The organism is Flammeovirga sp. OC4 (assembly GCF_000812565.1).
Lineage (GTDB): Bacteria > Bacteroidota > Bacteroidia > Cytophagales > Flammeovirgaceae > Flammeovirga.
Genome location: NZ_JTAM01000009.1, coordinates 32404 through 53894, shown reverse-complemented (window position 1 = coordinate 53894; position 21491 = coordinate 32404). Strand labels below are relative to the sequence as shown.

The 21491-nt window shown below is 34.7% G+C and carries 20 protein-coding genes; 8 read left to right on the top strand and 12 right to left on the bottom strand.

Going from position 1 to position 21491, the window contains the following annotated elements:
- Nucleotides 1-61: 61 nt before the first annotated feature.
- The 4 genes from PL77_RS08585 to PL77_RS08570 are packed head-to-tail and all read left to right on the top strand — an operon-like array spanning nt 62 to nt 4270.
- Entirely contained in the window at nt 62-751 is a 690-nt protein-coding gene (locus PL77_RS08585) for a hypothetical protein (RefSeq protein WP_044203829.1), read from the top strand.
- A complete protein-coding gene (locus PL77_RS08580; RefSeq protein WP_044203827.1) occupies nt 735-1940 on the top strand; it encodes a DUF4350 domain-containing protein in 1206 nt (401 codons plus the stop codon). The genes PL77_RS08585 and PL77_RS08580 overlap by 17 nt, the downstream gene beginning before the upstream one ends.
- 2 nt (nt 1941-1942) lie before the next feature.
- Nucleotides 1943-2929 (top strand): MoxR family ATPase, encoded by a 987-nt coding sequence (locus PL77_RS08575; protein ID WP_044203826.1) that lies wholly within the window; start codon nt 1943-1945, stop codon nt 2927-2929.
- Between the two features lie 6 nt (nt 2930-2935).
- Nucleotides 2936-4270, top strand: coding sequence for a DUF58 domain-containing protein (locus tag PL77_RS08570; protein ID WP_044203824.1), 1335 nt, complete (start codon nt 2936-2938; stop codon nt 4268-4270).
- A 645-nt stretch (nt 4271-4915) separates the two neighbouring features.
- On the opposite strand, the gene PL77_RS08565 is transcribed toward PL77_RS08570, so the two are convergent.
- From PL77_RS08565 to hemA, 7 genes are all read right to left on the bottom strand, one after another.
- On the bottom strand, nt 4916-5386 hold the full coding sequence (locus PL77_RS08565) for a DUF4231 domain-containing protein (protein WP_044203822.1): 471 nt from the start codon (nt 5384-5386) through the stop codon (nt 4916-4918).
- A 100-nt stretch (nt 5387-5486) separates the two neighbouring features.
- Nucleotides 5487-6191, bottom strand: coding sequence for a cytochrome c3 family protein (locus tag PL77_RS08560; protein WP_044204027.1), 705 nt, complete (start codon nt 6189-6191; stop codon nt 5487-5489).
- Between the two features lie 149 nt (nt 6192-6340).
- A complete protein-coding gene (locus tag PL77_RS08555) occupies nt 6341-7399 on the bottom strand; it encodes a ferredoxin--NADP reductase (RefSeq protein ID WP_044203820.1) in 1059 nt (352 codons plus the stop codon).
- 18 nt (nt 7400-7417) lie between these two features.
- Nucleotides 7418-7894 (bottom strand): hypothetical protein, encoded by a 477-nt coding sequence (locus tag PL77_RS08550; RefSeq protein ID WP_044203818.1) that lies wholly within the window; start codon nt 7892-7894, stop codon nt 7418-7420.
- A 139-nt stretch (nt 7895-8033) separates the two neighbouring features.
- Nucleotides 8034-8861, bottom strand: a complete 828-nt coding sequence (locus PL77_RS08545; RefSeq protein ID WP_044203816.1) for a DUF3365 domain-containing protein — start codon at nt 8859-8861, stop codon at nt 8034-8036.
- Nucleotides 8862-9011: 150 nt separating this feature from the next.
- Nucleotides 9012-9488: a globin family protein gene (locus PL77_RS08540; RefSeq protein ID WP_044203813.1), complete on the bottom strand. Its 477-nt coding sequence runs from the start codon at nt 9486-9488 to the stop codon at nt 9012-9014.
- A gap of 6 nt (nt 9489-9494) precedes the next feature.
- Nucleotides 9495-10757: a glutamyl-tRNA reductase gene (gene hemA / locus PL77_RS08535; protein ID WP_044203810.1), complete on the bottom strand. Its 1263-nt coding sequence runs from the start codon at nt 10755-10757 to the stop codon at nt 9495-9497.
- A 548-nt stretch (nt 10758-11305) separates the two neighbouring features.
- Here hemA and PL77_RS08530 point away from each other — a divergent pair.
- From PL77_RS08530 to PL77_RS08520, 3 genes are all read left to right on the top strand, one after another.
- Complete coding sequence (locus PL77_RS08530; RefSeq protein WP_044203808.1) at nt 11306-11815, top strand: NUDIX domain-containing protein; 510 nt, start codon at nt 11306-11308, stop codon at nt 11813-11815.
- Between the two features lie 57 nt (nt 11816-11872).
- Nucleotides 11873-12412: a bifunctional pyr operon transcriptional regulator/uracil phosphoribosyltransferase PyrR gene (gene pyrR / locus PL77_RS08525; RefSeq protein WP_044203807.1), complete on the top strand. Its 540-nt coding sequence runs from the start codon at nt 11873-11875 to the stop codon at nt 12410-12412.
- Nucleotides 12413-12480: 68 nt separating this feature from the next.
- Nucleotides 12481-13404, top strand: coding sequence for an aspartate carbamoyltransferase catalytic subunit (locus tag PL77_RS08520; RefSeq protein ID WP_044203806.1), 924 nt, complete (start codon nt 12481-12483; stop codon nt 13402-13404).
- Between the two features lie 223 nt (nt 13405-13627).
- Here the strand turns inward: PL77_RS08520 and hisS are convergent, their stop codons facing one another.
- Complete coding sequence (gene hisS, locus PL77_RS08515) at nt 13628-15034, bottom strand: histidine--tRNA ligase (RefSeq protein WP_044203805.1); 1407 nt, start codon at nt 15032-15034, stop codon at nt 13628-13630.
- A 239-nt stretch (nt 15035-15273) separates the two neighbouring features.
- Entirely contained in the window at nt 15274-16734 is a 1461-nt protein-coding gene (locus PL77_RS08510) for an NAD-dependent succinate-semialdehyde dehydrogenase (RefSeq protein WP_172665823.1), read from the bottom strand.
- Nucleotides 16735-17201: 467 nt separating this feature from the next.
- Between PL77_RS08510 and PL77_RS08505 the strand changes: the two genes are divergently transcribed.
- Nucleotides 17202-18686, top strand: coding sequence for an acetyl-CoA hydrolase/transferase family protein (locus PL77_RS08505; protein WP_044203803.1), 1485 nt, complete (start codon nt 17202-17204; stop codon nt 18684-18686).
- Between the two features lie 92 nt (nt 18687-18778).
- Here the strand turns inward: PL77_RS08505 and PL77_RS08500 are convergent, their stop codons facing one another.
- From PL77_RS08500 to PL77_RS08490, 3 genes are all read right to left on the bottom strand, one after another.
- A complete protein-coding gene (locus PL77_RS08500) occupies nt 18779-19690 on the bottom strand; it encodes a DUF58 domain-containing protein (protein ID WP_044203801.1) in 912 nt (303 codons plus the stop codon).
- A gap of 169 nt (nt 19691-19859) precedes the next feature.
- Nucleotides 19860-20648, bottom strand: a complete 789-nt coding sequence (locus tag PL77_RS30360; protein ID WP_082026456.1) for a septal ring lytic transglycosylase RlpA family protein — start codon at nt 20646-20648, stop codon at nt 19860-19862.
- A 4-nt stretch (nt 20649-20652) separates the two neighbouring features.
- Entirely contained in the window at nt 20653-21411 is a 759-nt protein-coding gene (locus PL77_RS08490) for an SPOR domain-containing protein (RefSeq protein ID WP_044203799.1), read from the bottom strand.
- Between the last annotated feature and the right edge of the window lie 80 nt (nt 21412-21491).

Genomic DNA, 21491 nt, shown 5'->3' with positions numbered 1-21491 from the left:
TTCTTCAAAAAGCAAGAGAGCATATTTTTCACTTCGATTTTTTGTACGAAGATTTTTTGCGATGCGAAAACTTATTGTCCTCATTTCATTCCTTTTTTTATCATTTTCATCCTTTGCTCAAGAGCGAGAATTTTCCGAAGAAACGCTAAAACGTTTAAAAGAAGAACCCGAATATACCTACATACTCCCCCAATATGATATATCAATATGGGATATGATTGGTAATTGGCTGTCTGATTTTTTTCATAAAATATTTGGTAAAGACTTTGAAATTGGCGGTTCATCGGTAAGACTCTTAGTATGGATTATAATTATTGGCTCAGTCATTTGGGCTGTTTATTTAATACTAAAAACAAGCCGTATCATTATCTTCTCAAAAGATCAAAGAATTAAACATAAAAGATCTAGTTCTATTTACACTCCCAACGACAGTATTATTCCTCTTTCGAATCAATTAGAAGAAGCTATTAAAGCGAACAATTACCATGAAACCGTAAGGTTATATTATCTACTTGCTATCGATAAACTAGACCAGAAAGGATTTATCAATCTTAGAGGTGTTGAACACCACAATGATATTCTTTTCCAATTAAAGGAAGAGCTCATAAAAAAACCTTTCCACTCCATCGGAGTCTATTTTCAATACTGTTGGTACGGAGAATTTGAGGCTAATGAGACGATAACACATCAATTAGAAACAATGTATTACGATTTTGAAAAAGCAGTAGATCAGCATGAAAAAACAAAATAAACAATATATCATCTTGGTATTTGCTGTTATCCTCTACTTTTTTTTAGCGTTTACTTCAGATGAGAAAACAAATTGGAAACCTCATTATCGATCAGATTCCAAAGACCCTTACGGTACAAAGGCTTTGACTGAATTGTTGAAAGACTCCGTAATGAAGGTCAATATCAAACATTCTAGGATGACAGCCTATGAAATATACGACTCACTTAACGTTGATATCACTTCAAATAATCTAATGATCATTAATGACCGTTTGGAATTGGATAAAGAAAGTGTCAAATCGATCTACACGGGTGCTTTGATGGGAGGTACTGTTCTTTTGGGTGCCGAAAACTTTAGTCGTAACCTAAAAGACACTTTGGACTTTGAAATGAGTTATGGTTATGCAAGTATACAGATTAAAGATATACCCAACCTTAAAGAAAATGAGTTTGAATTCGATACATTAAGTGTATTCCTCAAAGATGAAGAAGGGCAATTTTCGGCATTTGAACTAAATAGTTCTTTTGAGGTTTATGATTCTACAAGTATTGAAGTTTTAGCTCACAATGAAGATGGGAATGCTATTTTTATGAAACAAAAGGTTGGTTTAGGAGCTATATATTTACTGAGTACACCAAAAATCCTCACCAATGTCGCACTTTTAAATGGTGATAATAATAAATTAATCAATGAGATCATCAAGGAACTTCCGAAAGGAAACTACATAAGATCGGAATATTACGCACTAGGAAGAAAAGGACATGCTTCAACGCTTAGAGTAATTTTAGCGAGAAATGGATTACGAGAAGCTGTTCAATTATTTCTCATTATCATTTTCATCTATCTTATTTTTGAAATCAAAAGAGAACAAAGAGCTATTCCTGAACTCACTCCCCCGTCTAATGACAGTTTGAAGTTTGTAAATACACTTGGACAACTTTATTTAGGACAGAAAGACAATAAAAATATTTTGATCAAGAGGAAAAGGTATTTATTGAATCACATTAAAAACAAATATAATATCAACCTCAATAAGGAGGAAATCAATGAAGAGTTAGAACTCCTTTCTTTCCGGTCAGGTATTAAGGAAGAAGATATAAAGAAACTATTCATCTCTCTAGACCGAGAAATCAAACACTCAATGACGGATGGTGGTTTCATCAAAGTAAATGAATTAATAGACGACTTTTATTCTAAAGAAATATAAATATGGAAGATAATATTATAGATAACTTCGAAAATAGAATTGATACATCTGCTTTAATTGAAGATTTAAATAAACTGAGAGAGGGAATCAATAAGGTTATTAAAGGACAACATAAAACGATTGATCTTTTATTAACTGCTATTTTAGCTGATGGACATGTATTATTAGAAGGTGTACCAGGTGTGGCCAAAACATTAACGGCTAAAACGTTGGCTGTTATGATCGATGGACAATATTCTAGAATTCAATTTACACCAGATTTAATGCCTTCAGATGTTATTGGAACTAATATATATAATGCTTCGACCAATGCTTTCGAATTTAGAAAAGGACCCGTTTTTGGAAATATCATCTTAACAGATGAAATCAATAGAGCCCCTGCTAAGACACAAGCTTCCCTTTTTGAAGTAATGGAAGAACGTCAAATTACATACGATGGCAACCAATATCCAATGAAAGAACCCTTCTTAGTGATTGGTACACAAAACCCTGTTGAACAAGAAGGCACTTACCCCTTACCTGAAGCTCAATTGGATCGTTTTCTTTTCAAAATAGACTTAGATTATCCAGAAGAACAAGATGAATTGGAAGTATTATTGATGCACCATCAGCATCAGAGCCCTTCTGAACTTATTGACGAAGAGTTTAAACTTTCTCCAGAAAAGCTAAAAGAATTTAGGAACTTAGCTAAAAAGGTAATTGTAAAAGATGATTTATTAGCTTATATCTTAAAACTGATCCGAAAGACAAGAATGAGTGGAGAACTCTATTTGGGAGCCTCTCCTCGTGCAGGTGTTGCCTTATTGAATGCCTCAAAAGCATGGGCTTGTTTACAAGGTAGAGATTTTGTAACTCCAGACGATATTGCCTATGTGATCAAACCAGTATTAAGACACCGTTTGATCATGACAGCAGAAAAAGAAATGGAAGGTGAAAGTATGGACCGTATCATTGATAAAATTGTCCATACAGTAGAAGTTCCTAGATAATTGCTTATGCGTTTTTATAAACAAATCTTCTTTGCTGACCGTTTTTATCAAATCGGTAGTGGAATTGTTTTCTTATTTATCATCTCCTACTTTTTTCCAGTTCTATTTGGATTCATAGGGATTCTCTCTCTATTATTTGGGGTGTTATTACTATTAGATATTGTACTTCTTTTTTCCATCAAAAAAGAGTTGTATGCTGATCGAGTAACACCTGAAAGACTTTCCAATGGAGAACAAAATAAAATTTCACTGTATACTGTCAATAAAGGTATTCAAACTTTAGACCTTGAGTTAATTGATGAGGCGCCAATAGCATTTCAGTTAAGGGATTTGAAGTTTCAGTTTCGATTAAAACCTTCCGAAGAAAAAAATATAACGTATGAAATCACTCCAAAAGAAAGAGGTGAATACCACTTTGGAGACCTAATTATATTTGTCAAATCTAAGCTTGGTTTGGTCAGAAGAAAGCTAAAACAAAATTGTAGCATTCAATCTGTAAAAGTGTACCCCTCTTTCAATAAATTGAAACAGTACGAATTAATGGCTTTCAATACCGGACATATGGAAGGCGGTATAAAAAAAGTACGAAGAGTTGGGCAACAAAAAGAATTCGACCAAATCAAAGAATATGTTGCGGGAGATGATTTCAGAACAATCAATTGGATGGCCACTGCTCGTTCTCAACAATTGATGGTAAATCATTATCAAGATGAAAAAGCACAACAGGTTTATGCCGTTTTGGATATGAGTAGGAACATGAAACTACCTTTTGATGGCATGACTTTATTGGACTATTCCATCAATGCAAGTTTGATCTTACTACATATTGCTCAGGTGAAACAGGACTTGATTGGTGTTTCAGCTTTTGATTATAATACCAGCAATTTCTTGAAGGCAAGTAGGAATTCAGGGCAAATGAAAAATGTCCTAGAACAACTTTATAACCTTAATCCTAGTTTTAAAGAAACTGATTTTGCGAAAGTCACTACGTTATTACGCCGACAAATTAAACAAAGAAGTCTTCTACTTTTCTTTACGAACATTACTCATAAAGAAAGCCTAAAAAGAAAGCTCCCTTACCTTAAAAGGTTAACACAAAAACACCTACTTGTAGTTGTACTTTTTGAAGATACTGAGATAAAAGAAGCTTTAAAAAAACAGACACACAGTGTGGATGACATTTATAAAAAAGCCTTACAAGAGGAAAATATTTTAGAAAGAAGGTTTATAGCAAAAGAATTACAGCAAAATGGTATTCATACAATATTAACTACCCCAGAAAAATTGAATGTAGATACTATTAATAAATACCTAGAGCTAAAAGCGAGGGGATTGATTTAAACTAGAGCATGCTTTGACATGCTCTAGTGTATAATTCTACTAAAGTTTTAATAATTTTTCATGACTCCTGTCCTAAATTGGTAACAAAAGAAAAAATACCTGCGTCAATTTTACCTATTCTCAACTTTATCTGATTCACTATGTGCTACAAACGCCTGTAATAATCAACAAAGTCTTCCGGTTTTATTTTCATTTCCCTCGCCCACTCAATTATATCTTCAGTTTCTTCATAAATCTCTAAGGAAAATAGAACAAGAAATAAATCAACCAATCTATGGTTCGTGAGGACGTTGCAATGCAACGACCCTACAGAACTGTTTTTTAAAGGATAATTATAAGACCTTTGTCTTTTGTTTTGTAATTAGGCAATCATTTAGTTGTACCTCCCTTCAAGGCCGAGGAAAGTACTGCCAAACGAATTGGGTAGAATGCCACTGGCGCGAATGTTAAGCGTTAGCGGCATTCGTGTCCTACAGATCAACAGAAATCTCCTGATTTCTAAAAATCATAAATATTCGAAAACTTAGTTTACAATATAATAACAAGCAATGAGGAAATTGTAAACGTAAAAGGCCCTCCAAATCAATGAAGAGCCTAAAATTCATATATTACATTAGATTCAGTTTAATTTTCGGGTAGTATCTTTTATTCCTTTGAATTTGTTACTTCTACCTTTTCCATTCTTAATGTTTTCCAGTTTGAATTACCATTATGCATTACCTCCTGAAATTCATTAAAAATCTGTTCTAAGACCTCTTCATCAGATCTTTGCTTTTCATCCATCATTTTCATTTTTAGTTGAATAGCACGTAACTGATTTCTTGATTCACCATAGTTAATCCAAAGTTGTTTATGGTTGAAAAAGCCATCCCAAGCTGCCAATACCGTAGTCACCCCACTTAATAATAAGGTTACTATTTTTGCATGTAATTGATAAGCTAGTGGTACATCATTAGATACTGCGACCAAGATGGTAATCAATGCTGATGCTATCGCAATTCCTAGATAAATTCTGAACGATTTTAATTTATTTTCTTGACTACGAGAAGATGCTCTATCTGCAATTGATGAAATTTCCTCAAATAAAACATCATATTTCGATTTTGTAGTACTCATTATAGTTTAGCTCAAAAATGTAAAAATTGAAGTATTGTTTTTATCCACATCAATTTACATAATTGAACGAAAAATACCACTCTAAGCCATAAAATGAAGATTAATTCTTGTTGTTTTTTAGTTCTTCTTCGGTTGTCGCATAGTATTTCTTTTCTTTTGCATAAGGTGAATTACCTCCAGCAAAATAAGCCTTAATCTCTTGTACAGGAATGGTATCCTTCAGAGATTCAGCAGCATGGAAAATATGGTTTCCATGAAAATCATGACATTGTAGACATGTATTCCATCTTTTTTGACCTATCAATTCTTTGTGAGATACTTCTAGAGGGTCATTTTTCATCTCTGTATCTTCATGGCAAGATTGACAGTAACCAATATTAGTTTGAGTAATACGAACTCCATTATGTTCTTGATGACACGATTCACATTCAGTCACTCCAATGTCTTTTCTAGCCTGAGCAAATCGTGGTTCTTCAAAACGATGCAATGGATGCCTATCGTTTGCTCTATCATGACAATCCAAACATTTTTGGTTATCAACATTTTGAGCTCCAAAATCTGCTTCAGTTCTTCTAAGACCTACAGTATGCATAAAATTCGCCTGTGCTTGCTGGAATACATTACCTTTAGCGGGTGTATGACAAGTTTCACACTGAAGATTTTCATGTCCTGTATTAAGAGGTCCTTTAGAAAGGAAATCATCATTTTGTGGAAGAGAAAGTGTTACATAGGTAATAGCAGAGATAAATATACCTGTACACATCCCTATAAATTGTCTCTTTCTTTTTCTGCTTATTTTAAACATTTGTTGATGCTTTAAAGTTTTTTTTGGGAGAGAATCAAATGCTACAAGGTTGACTTTTGCTAACTCCCATAACGCATTGTGAAAACCATTCATGTAGCATTGATTCAAAGATCTTTCTTTTGTTGTCTGTAAAGTGATAATCGAAAAGATTATGCATACTCAATCACTACATTGTTAGTGACCGGATTACAGATACAAGGCAGTATGTACCCTTCCTCTACTTCTTTTGGAGTGAGCACATGGCCTTTTCGCATAAATACTTCACCAGATGTGACTTTGGCCTTACAACTTCCACAAATCCCATCCATACAAACATAAGGCAACTTAATTTTCTCATCCAATGCTGCCTCTAAGATGTTATTCTTGGCAGGGACAGTAAATTGGTAAGATTTCTCTTTGTGTTTGATTTTAATTTCTCTGTTTTCCAAAAATGCACCTTGCTGTTGGATTTCTTGAGCAGAAGGTGGCGGAGCAGAAAAACGTTCAATATGAATATATTTTTCAGGTACTAAACTTAATTTCAACCCTTCTTCCGCTTCATTCATCATTCCAGATGGACCGCAGATAAAATATTCTGTTTCTTCAACGGGCCACTTAGGGACTTTTTCTAAATAAACTGGAACTTGACTTCTCTCAACCCTTCCCTTATAGCAATCGCTAAAATCACCAGGTTTCTCAAGGATATGAATTAAGTTTAAGCGCTCTGGAAATTCGCTTTTTATTTTAGCTAAGAGTTCATTAAATATAATTGATTCAATATCTCTATTTCCATAAAATAGAGAAACGATACTCTTGGGTTCTTTGTATAAAGTTGATTTTAGAATAGAAAATAAAGGTGTAATACCACTACCGGCTCCAAAAAGAACAATGTGTCTCTTTTTATTAGGGTCAGGTTGCATTGTGAATTCACCCATTGGGTAAAGCACTTTTATTTTATCTCCTTTCTTTACAGTGTCGAAAAGGAAATTAGATACTTTACCATCTTTAATTCTCTTTACAGTAACACTAATAGTTTGATCTACTTTGGGAGCACTGTTTAGAGAATAACAACGTCTAAGCACTTTATCATCAACATTGACCAATAGTGTCAGAAATTGTCCTGGAGTATATTTTATTTTTTTGAAAAAAGGCTGTTTGAAATGTATACTGATCGCATCATTCGTTTCCTTGATGACATCCGTAACTTTTAGCGTTTTAATTTTTTCCATGGGAGTTGATTTTAAGGTTTATTCGTAAAAGAAAACGACCCAAATGTGATAGAACGTAAGAGATGTGATAAATACTGATAGCGAAACATGAACAATCATCCAACCTTGAAAGAACAATTGAGACTTACTTCTGATAACATCAAAGTTGAACATCCCCATGATAAAATTACTGAAGAATGTAATACTCAATACTAATAAATAGGCAAAACCTAATTCCATAGAATGAACATAAAATATCAACGGAGTAAATGCTCCTAACCAATTATGTATTTTATGAAATACAATAGATTTATCTTCCCATCTTGGTACACTTCTTACTAAACTCAAGGTCCATTGGAATAGGATCACTAATAGCACACCCAATCCTGACCATCTCCTATACATTTGCTCTTCTTGTAGTTCATATAATGCTTCCCATCTTAACTCAAAAACATCTTGAATTACAAATAGAGCAAATAGAAAAGAGCCAATGTATATAAACTTTAATTTATGCATAACTGAATTAATTAAATGTAGACTCCCCTCAAAAGATGAAAAGTAGATTTTAAAATAGATATACGTATTTTGTCAAAAAAATATGAAACCTAGAGGGGAGTCGCACAACAACAGGTAATTTTAGTACTAAGACTTTATATTATAATTTCAGAATACCACTTAAAGTTTCTTCAGAAGTTAATAGGCCTACACTATCCAAGAAAATATTTGGACTTGGTAATTGGTAACCTCCTGAAGGCCATTCTTCACCAACGACTGGTATATCACTTTCTTTGAATGTTTTTGTTTTGTCAATGTATTTTTGGAAAGTATTAGCAGCACCATTTCTGTAGGCCATGATCATACCTTCTAATTCTTCAAAACTTACAGAATCTTCAGGGTAAGTCCATGTTGTAGCTCCTTGAATATCACCCAATACCCAATCGGCTTTTGTCGTTTCAGGGTGTTTATTGTGGCAGCTTACACAAGCACCTGCAGATGCAAAATCAGGGAACATTGCTGTATACAACTTGTTTTCAGCATCGTAGAAGAACTTAGGTTGCTCATCTTTTCTCATTTCAGCAAAAAGTTCAGCTTGCTTACCTTTGAATTTATTGGATTTTCTAATTGGGAAATCAGAACCTAGGAATAATCCTAATGGCACCTCTCCTTTTTTACGAATATCACCGGCAATTCCTCTTAAGAATAATGCAGGTAGTGGCCCTGCCTCAATGTGATCTTTTTCCCAATCCTCGTCAAATTTCAAACCTTTCTTTTTACCTGCACCTACAATGGCTTTAGTGTAAAGAGTTCTAGCTACATCGTTTTCTTTTGAAACAATGGTGAAGGCTTCTTCTATAGAATATTTTTTATTCGATACTTGTGCAGTTGAATCTTCTGGTAGTGGTTGACAGTTGTAAAACCCGATTGTGGTCAATGATAGCAGAATATAACTTCGAAGTTGATTAAATTTGCAGAAAGTTTTCATGAATCTATTGTTTGGTGTTAAAATGTTTAATGTTTTTTGGGAGTTGTTGTAGGGAGTAATAATAGCAAAGGAGCCATGGCGAATGAACCCCTCTGCTTTGGAACTATATTACTCAAGAAAAGAGATTTTCAATTTTAATCGTAGAGGCTATTATTCTACAGGTTCTACAGTAGCAGCAGCCTCCTTCATTGTTGTAGCTAATACAACGTATACAGTAGTCCAAGCATCCTTCACCTCGTCATTCCAATTTTCACCTAAACCTGTCTCTAATGTATACAACAATGCAGCTGCAACTGTATCATAATGAGAATCTTCTACATTATAACCAACGTGTCTTTTTCCTAGGTCTTGAACAACAGGAACTAATGCACCTAAGTCATTCAAACCGTTTACAGCCGCAGCTAACATAGCCATCAGCTTTCTACCTTGTTCCGCCATATCCGACGTAAACATTGATTTTAAAGAAGGATCTAGTTCAAACAATTTTGCATAGAAGATCTCTGCAGCTTTGTCAGCGATCGGTGCCACCATTGCAAATGTACTTTGCACTAACTCAATTTGTTTTGCGGAAACCGGTCCTTCTTCTTTTTTTGTCTTTTTACCGAAAAGTGATTTTAAAAAACCCATAGTCAATTAAATTTTTGAAGTGTGAATACTAGGCTCTTCAAGCATAAAGAGTGCTTTTAGTGCCTCATTTAAAGTAGCAACATTACCTTGCTTACAAGCTTCTTTGAGTTGTAGTGTTGGGAGTTGTACAATTTTTTGGATCATCCTGTTCGAAACCCTTTCTATGGCTTCCAACTCGGATGAATTAAACTCTTTTTTAAAAGTAGCTAACGAATCTTTTCTTAACTCTTCTAATGCATTTTTTAAAAGTAATACAGTAGGTGTGAAATAAGTTTCTTTGAGCCAGGAATTAAACTTCAATAACTCTTCATTAAAAATTAGACTTACGTTGGTTAGTTCTGCCTGTCTCAGTTTAATAGTCTCATCTAATTGCATTCCTAGATCATCAATATTCAGAACTTTCGTTCCTACTCTATTAAATGTGGGTGATACTGTCCTTGGAGAACATAAATCAATAATTAACTGAGGAGATTTTGAATTTGATATTGATGGTTTGTAAACGATTTTTTCGTGATGAGCAGAAGTGATAACTACATCAAATTGAGATAACATTTCTTCATGTGCCTCATAGGCTATTACCTCATAACCAAAGGTTTTATTAAACTGAAGTGCTTTTTCTAATGATCTATTCGTTATTGAGACATTATTAATACTTTTCTTTTGTAAGTATTGACAGACATCTTTACCCATCTCTCCTAATCCGATGATCAATATTTTTGCATCATTATTATACTTACAAAATTCGTTTGTTACTTTCACGGCTGCATAACCATTAGAACTCACCCCTTTCTTAAAAGAAGTCTCATTTGTAATTCTTTTATGAAAATGAAAGAAGGTGTGCATCAAGCGATGAAGAAAAGCCTGACACATATTTTCATCTGTTGCATTTTGATAGGCATTTTTCAGTTGTCCGTATATTTGCAAATCGCCGAGTAATAGAGAATTTACACCTATCCCAGTAGAAAATAAATGCTCTACAGCATTATCACCTTCCTTGTCTTCAATATATTTGATGTACTGATCAGATGGAATCTGACATTTAAGTACGCAGAGTAACTTCAGTATCTGTTGCGTCAATATTGATTTAGAAACATAATAGACCTCAACTCTATTACAAGTTGACAAAACAATCGCTTCATCTATTCCTAGCACCTCCTTGAGCTTTTGCAAAAAGTGCTTTACTTCTAAATCATTTAAAGAAAATTTTTCCCTTACCTTAACAGTAGCTTTACTATGAGATATAGAGAATAGCTTTAAATCATTTGTCATGTTAATTTGTAAGTTATGAGAGTTTCCTATAGCGTTTGTGCTTGCTTATGATACAAATGTAGAGGGTGTTCAAAACGGAAACTATGTCATATTTCACTATTGGTCTAGTTTTTTGAGAGGTAAAAAACTGTTTTTCAGCAGAAAAAATTACGTAATGATTTAAGTAACATTACTTATAATAAAAGAACAAATCTACGTACAATACTTAATCAAACATGTAATAATTAGCACTTTACGTATAAAAAACAAGTTTATTGAGCATTCCTCACAACAACTACCTAAAAATGAACTAAGTAAATTAAAACATGCTATTAGATTTCTTTTTGTCCTGCTAAGACAAAACATTTTCATCCTTTAAATTCTATAAATTCATCAAAATTTTAGTTTTATTTTCTCCTAACTCAATCAGAATTATAAAATTCATTCCCCATCGGATTCAATTCAGCGCAAAGAAAGTTAGCTGAAAGTTGAGTTTACAATGTATTAAGTATATCAATTATTATATTTGATTTTTTTCGACTCCAACAGTTTAATTAATATAAAACATAATGAGTAACAAAGCATCCAAAGAAGATATAGAAAAAACATTCGGACACCGATTAAGAGTTAGAGTCTGCGGTGTATTGGTAGAAAATGATAAAATATTAATGGCAGTTCACCATGGAATCGGTAAGAGAGGAATTTTCTGGGCTCCTCCTGGAGGTGGATTAGAATATGGCGAATCAGTCGAAGATGCTTTAAAGCGAGAGTTTCTAGAAGAGACAGGACTTGATGTAGAAATTGAGGAATTTATGTTTACGCATGAGTTTTTTGACCTTCCTCTTCATGGGATCGAACTATTTTTCAAAGTAAAAAAGGTAAGTGGACAACTAGTCACGGGAGTTGACCCTGAAATGGATAAAGACAAACAAACAATTGATAATATGGTCTTTACTTCTTTTGAAGAACTGAAGGAAAAACATGTAGATGAAAAGCATCATTTATTCCGTCATTGTAATTCTTTAGAAGAACTCATCAAAATGCGAGGATTTTATACGAATTTGAAAGAAAATTCATAGATTTACAGGTTAGAATCGAAGGGGTAATTTCCCCGTAATGAATTCTAGAAATAGAAAATGGCAAAAGTAAGCATATTACAAAGTCAATTACTTGACATTACAATAAGTAGACTGAGTCAACAGTTGATTGAGAACCATGGAGACTTCTCTAATACTGTGATAATTGGTCTTCAGCAAGGCGGTATTATTCTTTCTGAAAGAATTAAGAAACGTATTTTTGAATTGGCAAAGGTGGAAGTTCCTTTAGGTCAATTGGACATTACTTTTCACCGCGACGACTTCAGAAGAGGTCAAAGTATCCTCACTCCTAGTAAAACCGATATTCCTTTCCTTGTAGAAGATATGAATGTAATTCTTATCGATGACGTGGTCTTTACAGGAAGGTCTATCCGTTCGGCGTTAGACGCCATGATGGCATTTGGTCGTCCTAGAAAAGTGGAGCTACTTTGTTTAGTGGATAGAAAATATAGCCGTGATTTACCGATTGAACCTACTTACGTTGGTAAGGTGGTCAATTCAATTCAATCACAATACATTCAAGCAGAATGGAAAGAAGAAGGTCATCAGGAAGATAACCTTTGGCTTATTAATCAATAATTTTACAACGGCATTCGTTAGGATGACCGTTTTTTTATATACATCAATTTCTTGCAGATATTCATATAATGTTAAGTCAGAAACATCTACTTGGAATAAAAGATCTCACTAGAGAAGACTTAGAACTGATCTTTCAAACCGCTGATCAATTTAAAGAGGTGATTAATCGCCCTATCAAAAAAGTCCCTTCTCTGAGAGATATTACTATCGCCAATGTTTTCTTTGAAAACTCAACACGTACTAAATTATCATTTGAGCTGGCTGAAAAAAGACTATCAGCAGATGTGATCAACTTCTCTTCGAGTGGTAGTTCAGTAAAAAAAGGGGAAACACTTCTTGATACGGTCAACAACATTTTATCTATGAAAGTAGATATGATTGTGATGCGTCACTCAAGCCCTGGTGCTCCTCACTTCCTGGCTAAGCATATTGATGCTACAATCTTAAACGCTGGTGATGGTACTCATGAACACCCTACGCAAGCGATTTTGGACAGCTATTCTATTCGTGAGAAATTAGGAACAGTAGAAGGCAAGAAAGTAGTGATTGTCGGTGATATCCTTCACTCTCGTGTAGCTTTATCCAATATCTTCGCTTTACAGAAGCTAGGTGCTGAAGTAATGGTTTGCGGACCTCATACTTTGATTCCTAAATACATCAAAGATCTTGGCGTAATCGTAGAGCATGATTTGATGAAAGCCTTGAAATGGTGTGATGTGGCTAATATGCTTCGTATTCAGATGGAGAGACAATTGGTAAAGAACTTCCCATCGGTAAGAGAGTATTCGCAGAACTTTGGTTTGACAAAAGAGATTCTAGAATCACTGGATAAAGAAATCGTAGTGATGCACCCAGGCCCAATCAACAGAGGCGTGGAAATCACTTCTGATGTGGCAGATGCTGAAAATGCGATCATTCTTGATCAAGTGGAGAACGGAGTCGCTACTCGTATGGCGGCGTTGTATTTACTAGCAGGGAAGAAAGATGTTTAGTCTTATCTAACTAAAAATATAGGTGGCAGTTATCATGTAAATGGTAGCTGCTTTTTTTATATTCAGATGTGGGTTCTATTGTGGGTTTCTTGTGATTCGCAAGGACGTTTTAGTAAAACGTCCACTGAACCACAAGTAAAACCACCATAAAATCTATTAAAATAAAAAAAGTCGCTTCTGAATTTTACTCCAAAAGCGACTCTATATTTTTTTCAAAGATTGATCACCCCTTCAAAAGGTCTACAATCTCATCTGCTGAAAGCATGTTTTGCTCACCTGTAGTCATATTCTTCAATGAATATTTATTTTGAGCCATTTCATCTTCCCACGCTAAAACGACATACTGAATACCTTTTTTATTGGCAAAGTTCATTTGCTTTTTCATTTTGGCATTATCAGGATATAATTCAGCAGAGATTCCAGCATTACGCAATTTTTGTAATAATGGTAATGAATAGTCTCTTCCTTGGTCATCAAAGTTCGTCAACATTACTTTTGTTGTCTCAACAGCTGATGACGGATATAAATCTAATTCTTCTAATACGTCATAGATTCTATCTACACCAAAAGAGAAACCAACGCCAGACATTCCGTCTAAACCGAATACGCCAGTAAGGTTGTCATAACGACCTCCGCCACTGATAGAACCCATATTGGCATTGTTTACCTTCACTTCGAAGATAGCACCTGTATAGTATGAAAGACCACGAGCAAGTGTTACGTCAAATTCAATATTCTTGAAAGAAACACCTAACTTCTCAGCAAAATCTAACACTTCTTCCAGTTCCTTGATTCCTTTCAATCCAATCTCAGACCCAACAAGGGAACAGTTTAAGAAATTATCATTACCCTGAAAGAACTCTTTCATTTTACCTAATTTGGTTCGTGTTGAACCATTTAAGTCAAAAAGAAAATCCAATCGAGCAACTGATGAAGTTGAAAATCCTCTTTCATTAATTAGCTCTGATTTTACTTTCTCCACGCCGATCTTATCCAATTTATCAATTGCGACACAAAGTTCTGACTCTTTACCGTTTTCACCGATGGCTTCAGCGATACCAGTCAAGACTTTTCTGTTATTCAATTTGATCGTGTGATCTGTAATTTGAAGATTTGTCAACGCCTCACCCATCATTGCTAGGATTTCAGCTTCACACAATAATGAATCTGTTCCTACCACATCGGCATCACACTGATAGAATTCTCTATAACGTCCTCTTTGAGGTCTGTCTGCTCTCCAAACAGGTTGAACTTGATATCTTTTAAATGGAAAGCTTAATGTACCTTGGTTCATCACAACGTATCTTGCGAAAGGTACTGTAAGGTCATATCTTAAACCTTTGTCAGAGATTTTTGGAAGCATATGCTTCGCTCCTTTTTCAAGATCATCTGCATTCACTTTTTTCAAGTAATCACCAGAGTTGACAATCTTAAATAAAAGCTGATCCCCTTCGTCACCATACTTACCAGTCAATACTGATAGGTTTTCCATAGTTGGTGTCTCCAGGTTTTGAAAACCATATTTCTTGTAAACGTCTTTAATTGTTTCCAAAATATAAGTTCTCTTGGCCATTTGCTCGGGCCCAAAATCTCTAGTACCCTTAGGTACGCTAGGTTTCTGCTTTGCCATTTATATAATTATATAGTATTTCTTTTCTTTTAAGAATGCGCAATTACATCATTTTTGAAGGAAAATGAAAATAGAATTACAATGATGACATTTATTTAGAGGGAAGATAGATTGAAGTTATCTATTATCATTCGATATAAACCCCAAACAATCTTTTACCTATTACTATCTCAACACAAAAAAAGCAGCACCGAATTTATCTCAGTACTGCCTCCTTATAGTATAATTAGAGTATCAATTTATTGCACCCCTCCAAAACATAAATACTTAATTTCAAGGAAATCATCCATACCGTATTTAGAACCTTCACGACCATTTCCACTTTCTTTTATACCTCCAAAAGGTGCAACTGCAGTGGAAATCATTCCGGTATTAATTCCTACCATTCCATATTCTAAACCTTCGGCGACTTTCCATACTCTATTCATATTATTGCCATAGAAATAAGAAGCTAAACCATATTCTGTATTATTTGCTGCTTCAATGACCTCCTCATCGGTTTTAAATTTGAATATTGGAGCTACAGGACCAAATATCTCTTCTTTTGCAAATCTCATCTCTGATGTTACATCAATCACAATTGTAGGTTGGTACAATGTATTTTCATCTGATTCACTTCTTGCACCAAGTCTAATCTTCCCTCCTTTTTCTAAAGCATCATCAATTAGGGAGTTTACCTTTTGAACTGCTTTGGTATTGATAAGTGGGCCAATTTCTACACCTTCTTCAAAACCATTTCCTACTTTAAGCTTGCGTACCTCTTCTGCAAATTTGGTAACAAAAGCATCATAAATTCCTTCTTGAACATAAATACGATTGGCACAAACACAAGTCTGACCTGCATTTCTATACTTTGATGCAATCGCACCTTGTACTGCATCTTCAAGCACTGCGTCATCAAAAACAATAAATGGAGCATTCCCGCCTAGTTCTAAAGATATCTTTTTTACTGTATCTGCTGATTGACGCATCAATTGTTTACCTACCGGAGTTGAACCCGTAAAAGATAACTTTTTCACAACAGGGCTGTCCGTCAGTACCTTTCCAACATTGACTGAATCTGTTGTGGTTACGATATTGAAAACCCCTTTTGGTATACCTGCTTTTTCAGCTAAAACAGCTAATGCCAATGCTGATAAAGGCGTCTCTTCTGAAGGCTTAATAATCACTGAACAACCAGCTGCCAATGCAGGAGCAACTTTTCTAGTAATCATTGCATTGGGAAAATTCCATGGAGTGATGGCCACTACAACGCCAATAGGTTGCTTGATCACTACAATACGTTTATCCTCACCATGTCCTGGAATCACATCCCCATAAACCCTCTTTGCTTCTTCTGCAAACCATTCTACGAAAGACGCTCCATATTTTATCTCACCTAATGCTTCTGGAAAAGGTTTCCCTTGCTCAGATGTTAAAATTCGGGCTAAATCCTCAGCATATTCGATTTGAAGCTCATACCACTTCCTTAAAATTGTAGCCCTTTCTGCCGCAGTCTTTTTCTTCCAAATATGAAAAGCACTTTCTGCCGCTTCAATAACAGAAGGAATATCTTCAGGTCCAAAATCTGAAACCTGTGCTAATTCCTGTTGATCATAAGGATTGGTAACCACAAAAGTTTTATCATTTTGGGCACTTTTCCAAATTCCATCTATATACGCTTTGTCCTTAAATAAGGCTGTATTTTCTAAATTAATCATTTTCGAATTTAATAATTAATTGACTAATATCTCACTTAAAACATCTTCCAATACTTCTTCAAAAAGTTGTATAGTCATATTTACCTGTTCTTATGATACCACTAATGTGAATTCCAACTCCATACACATTGGTCTTGAACCTTTTTACATTAAACTCCCCCTACTAACAGCAGAAAAGACACAAGTATAACCTTCTCTCTAAAAAATGAACTAATTAAAGAACAACAATGACGACCCTAACCTTTTCATTAAAAAATATTACAGAATACATTACTTTAATCACCTTTTGGGGTTGTTAAACGGTCATCATTTTTCATTTGACGGCCTTCTATCTTTACAGTGTAATTTCAAGGTTAATATTAAATAACACATCAGTATTGTGTGACTTTTTTAAGCCTATTAGAATTGAATTATTACACTTAATAGAAATAAACAATATCAGTTTAAAAGCAAAGACAAAATATAATATGCCATTTAAAATTTTAACTCCGGAAGAAGCGGCGGAATATGTACATCATAATACAACAGTCGCATTTAGTGGTTTCACTCCTGCAGGATCTCCAAAAGTAGTTTCTAAGGCTATTGCTGAAAAAGCAAAAAGAGAGCATGAAGCAGGTAGAGAATTCAAGATTGGAATGATTACAGGTGCTTCTACAGGTGATTCTTTAGATGGAGAATTAGCAAGAGCAAACGCTGTAAAATTCCGTACTCCATATCAATCTAATAAAGATATGAGAGGAGCAATTAACAACGGTCATGTGGAGTATTTTGATATGCACTTGTCTGCTTTAGCACAAGAGATGCGTTATGGTTTCTTTGGTGAGATTGATTTGGCAATTATTGAAGCAGCGGACATTACTCCAAATGGTGAAGTAGTACTTACTTCTGGTGTAGGTATCTCTCCAACTGCAACTAAACTAGCAAAAAAGGTGATTATTGAGTTAAACAGTAACCACCCTAAATTTATCAAAGGTCTTCATGATATCTATCAACCATTAGATCCTCCTTACAGAAAGTCTATCCCAGTTTACTCTCCTGATGCTCGTATCGGTGAGCCTGTGTTGAGAATTGATCCTTCAAAAATCATGGGTATTGTAGAAACAAATGCTCCTGATGAAGTAGGTGGTTTCGCTCCTGTAGATGAAGTAACTCAAAAAATTGGTGATAATGTAGCTAACTTCTTAGCTGGTGAATTAGCAAAAGGTACTATTCCTAAGGAATTCTTACCGATCCAATCTGGTGTAGGTAATATTGCGAATGCGGTATTAGGATCATTGGGCAAAAACCCAGGCATCCCTCCTTTTAGAATGTATACTGAGGTAATCCAAGATGCAGTAATTGACTTAATGAAAAATGGTGATATTACTTTCGCTTCAGGTTGTTCGCTGACTGTATCTCCAGAAGTATTAAAAGGTATTTATGGTGATTTCGATTTCTTCAAAGACAAATTAGTTTTACGTCCTCAAGAAATCTCAAATAACCCTGAGATTGTTCGTCAATTAGGTTTGATCACAATTAACACTGCCATTGAAGCAGATATCTTCGGTAACATCAACTCTACGCACGTATTGGGTACGAAGATGATGAACGGTATCGGTGGTTCTGGTGATTTCACTCGTAACTCCTTCTTATCGATCTTCACTTGTCCTTCAGTGGCTAAGGGTGGTAGTATCAGTGCTATTGTACCAATGGTATCTCACGAAGATCACTCTGAGCACTCTGTAAAAGTAATCATCACTGAGCAAGGTGTTGCAGACTTAAGAGGTAAATCTCCTCGTCAACGTGCTGAGGCTATTATTGAAAATTGTGTTCACCCTGATTACAAAGAGACTTTAAGAGAGTACTTAGAAGTAACTTCAGGTCATCCACAAACTCCTCAAGCATTGGATAGAGTATTTAACATGCACTCGGAGTTTATGACTTCTGGTGACATGAGAAACACGAAATGGTAATCCATTTCCTATATTTTTTCGAGTGATTTTTTTATACTCAAAAAGCCGTTTCAACTTTGGTTGGAACGGCTTTCTTAATAGAAGTAATTTAATTACCTCATTCTTTGTCTCTTCAACATATATGGAATAATGATTTGATCGATATCTTTTTTGCTGTCCACTTCAACATAATCAATCTTGTATTGACCACACTTTACATTTAAATCATGATAAAGTTGTTGAATAGTTTGCTGATATTGTTCTCTCACCTGCGATGGTCGAAGCTTTTCTTTCTGTCCAGATTCTACATCTACAAAAACCATCGGTCGCTCAGGAAATTCCAATTGCAACTCTGTACTATGATCAGCAACGTGAAATAATAATACCTCGTGATTATTATGTTTTAAATGTTGTAGTGCAGCAAACATTTCATCTCTGTTTCCCATCTGCCCCATCATATCGGAAAAGATAATGACCAAAGAGCGTTTATGTATAGTTTCAGCAACTTGATGTAAAACCTTAGCGATGTGTGTTCCCTTTTGTGGAGGTGGCTTCTCTAACATTTGCTGTAATTTCACAAAGATCTGATGCAAATGAGTTCTAGTGGATTTCACTTGTGTCATTTCCTCCAAATCATCTGAGAAAGTACACAACCCCACAGCATCCCTTTGCTTTTGGAGCATATAGCCCAATGACGCTGCAGCCATTGTACTAAATGCCATTTTATCAAAGGTCTTGTCTGGATAGTACATGGAAGGAGAACGATCCAACACAATCATGGCTCTTAGATTGGTTTCTTCTTCATACCGTTTGGTAAAAAGTTTATCAGTTCTGGCGTACACTTTCCAATCAATATGTCTTGTACTTTCCCCTGGATTATAAAGGTTATGCTCGGCAAATTCTACCGAAAAACCATGATAAGGAGATTTATGCAATCCAGTAATAAACCCTTCTACCATTTGCTTGGCTAAGAGTTCTATATTACCGTATTGTCGTATGGTATCAAAAGAAATTTCTTGTAACATCTATAGTCTTACTTTAACTGAATGAAGTGTGTTATGTTCGCTGAAAAACACTTTATGTATCAAAAAGAATAATTGAATATTAAAATAGATTTAATTTCTTTGTTCTTCCTTCAGATATCAATTGGCAGCGTCATTTTTAACCGAATATTTCAGCTTCCATCCTATTAAGTTACAAATGCTTTTTGACAAAGGCACCTTTATATCCTTTAGATTTTACTTTTTTGATATTATTTTTTGCTTCTTTTTGAGAAAAATCTCCATACAATAAACGATAGATCACTTTACTTTTATAATAGCCAGATTGAATATATACTTCAGTAAGCCCTTTCTTGTTTGCAATCTTTCCTGCTTCTTTGGCTTTTGCTAAATTCGAATAAGAAGCTAATTGCACTCCATACCCTTTCTTAATCGACTTGGATGTACCCCAAATACTATAAGTACCAGGTGCTCCATAAGATTTTGTAGAATGCTTAGGTTTATTATTTACCGTAGTCTCTTTTCTTTTCTTCTCCTTTTTAATATCCTTAGAGGAAATTGCTTGACCAGAACCACCAGAGGTGCCCTCTTTTACTTTTGTTCCCTGCCCTTTTGTAGCCAAGATTTCAATTTCAACTTTAGCAATACCATCTTCAATCATATTAATTTTTGAAGCAGCTGCTTTTGATAAATCCAGAATACGATTGGACTTAAAAGGACCTCTATCATTTACTCTTACGACAACCCATCGACCATTCTTTAGGTTGGTTACTTTTAGATATGTATCAAAAGGAAGTTCTCTATGTGCACATGTATAAGCGTACATATTAAAACGCTCACCATTTGCAGTTTTCCTTCCATGAAATTTATTCGCATAATAAGACGATTGTCCTCTTTTTTTATCACCTACCTTAGTTTGTCCGTAAAGTGTAGTTATAGTCACTAAGCAGGATAGTAATAGAATTACCTTCTTTAGGTTCATAATTTTAATTGTTATGGTGCTTCTTGATAAAACAGTCAGTATAGCCCCCTTTTTTTAATAACTGTAATAATGGTTGTGCTGCTTCAGTAGAAGAAAAACTACCGATCAGCAAACGATAAACTTTTTGTCCGTTAGACCATCCTGTTTGTACAAAAACAGAAGAAATAAGATAATCTGATTCAATTTTTTTTCCTTCCGAAATGATATGCTCAAGATCGGGAGAAGTCGCAAACTGAATACCAACACCTTCTGTCAAACTTTTTTCTCCGTATAAACTATATGTTCCTACTTCCTTAAATAAATCTTTATCAATATCTATGCTATTATTTTCATTTACAGCATTTGCTTTGAGTGTTTGTTGAAGTTTTTTCTTTTCTTTTAATGTTGCAGGAGTATCCTTCAGGATCACTTCTACCGTGCTCTCGGATTGTCCTATAATGTCTAAGCGTTGTGCAGCCTCATAAGTCATATCAATGATTCTGGATGAAGTATAAGGACGATCGACCACTTTTAAGAAAACCGTTTTACCATTATCAATATTCCTCACTTTAATTATACTTCCGAATGGAAAGTATTTATGTGCTACATACATTGAATCTTTACTAAACTTTACCCCTCCTCTGGTAATAATTCCATCCCTGTCGTCTGGGTAGTAAGAGGCTTCCCCCATCTCTTTGTAACCGATCTTATCAATAATCTGAGAGAATGAAAAATGTTGAAGTACTAAAAAAAATACAAAGGATAATAAAAGTTTTCTCTTCATTAAAGGTTAGTGTTTCATCGAATCTTCATTAAAAACGAAGGCAAACTTACAATTTTTTTCCCCTTTTCTTTAATTTTTGC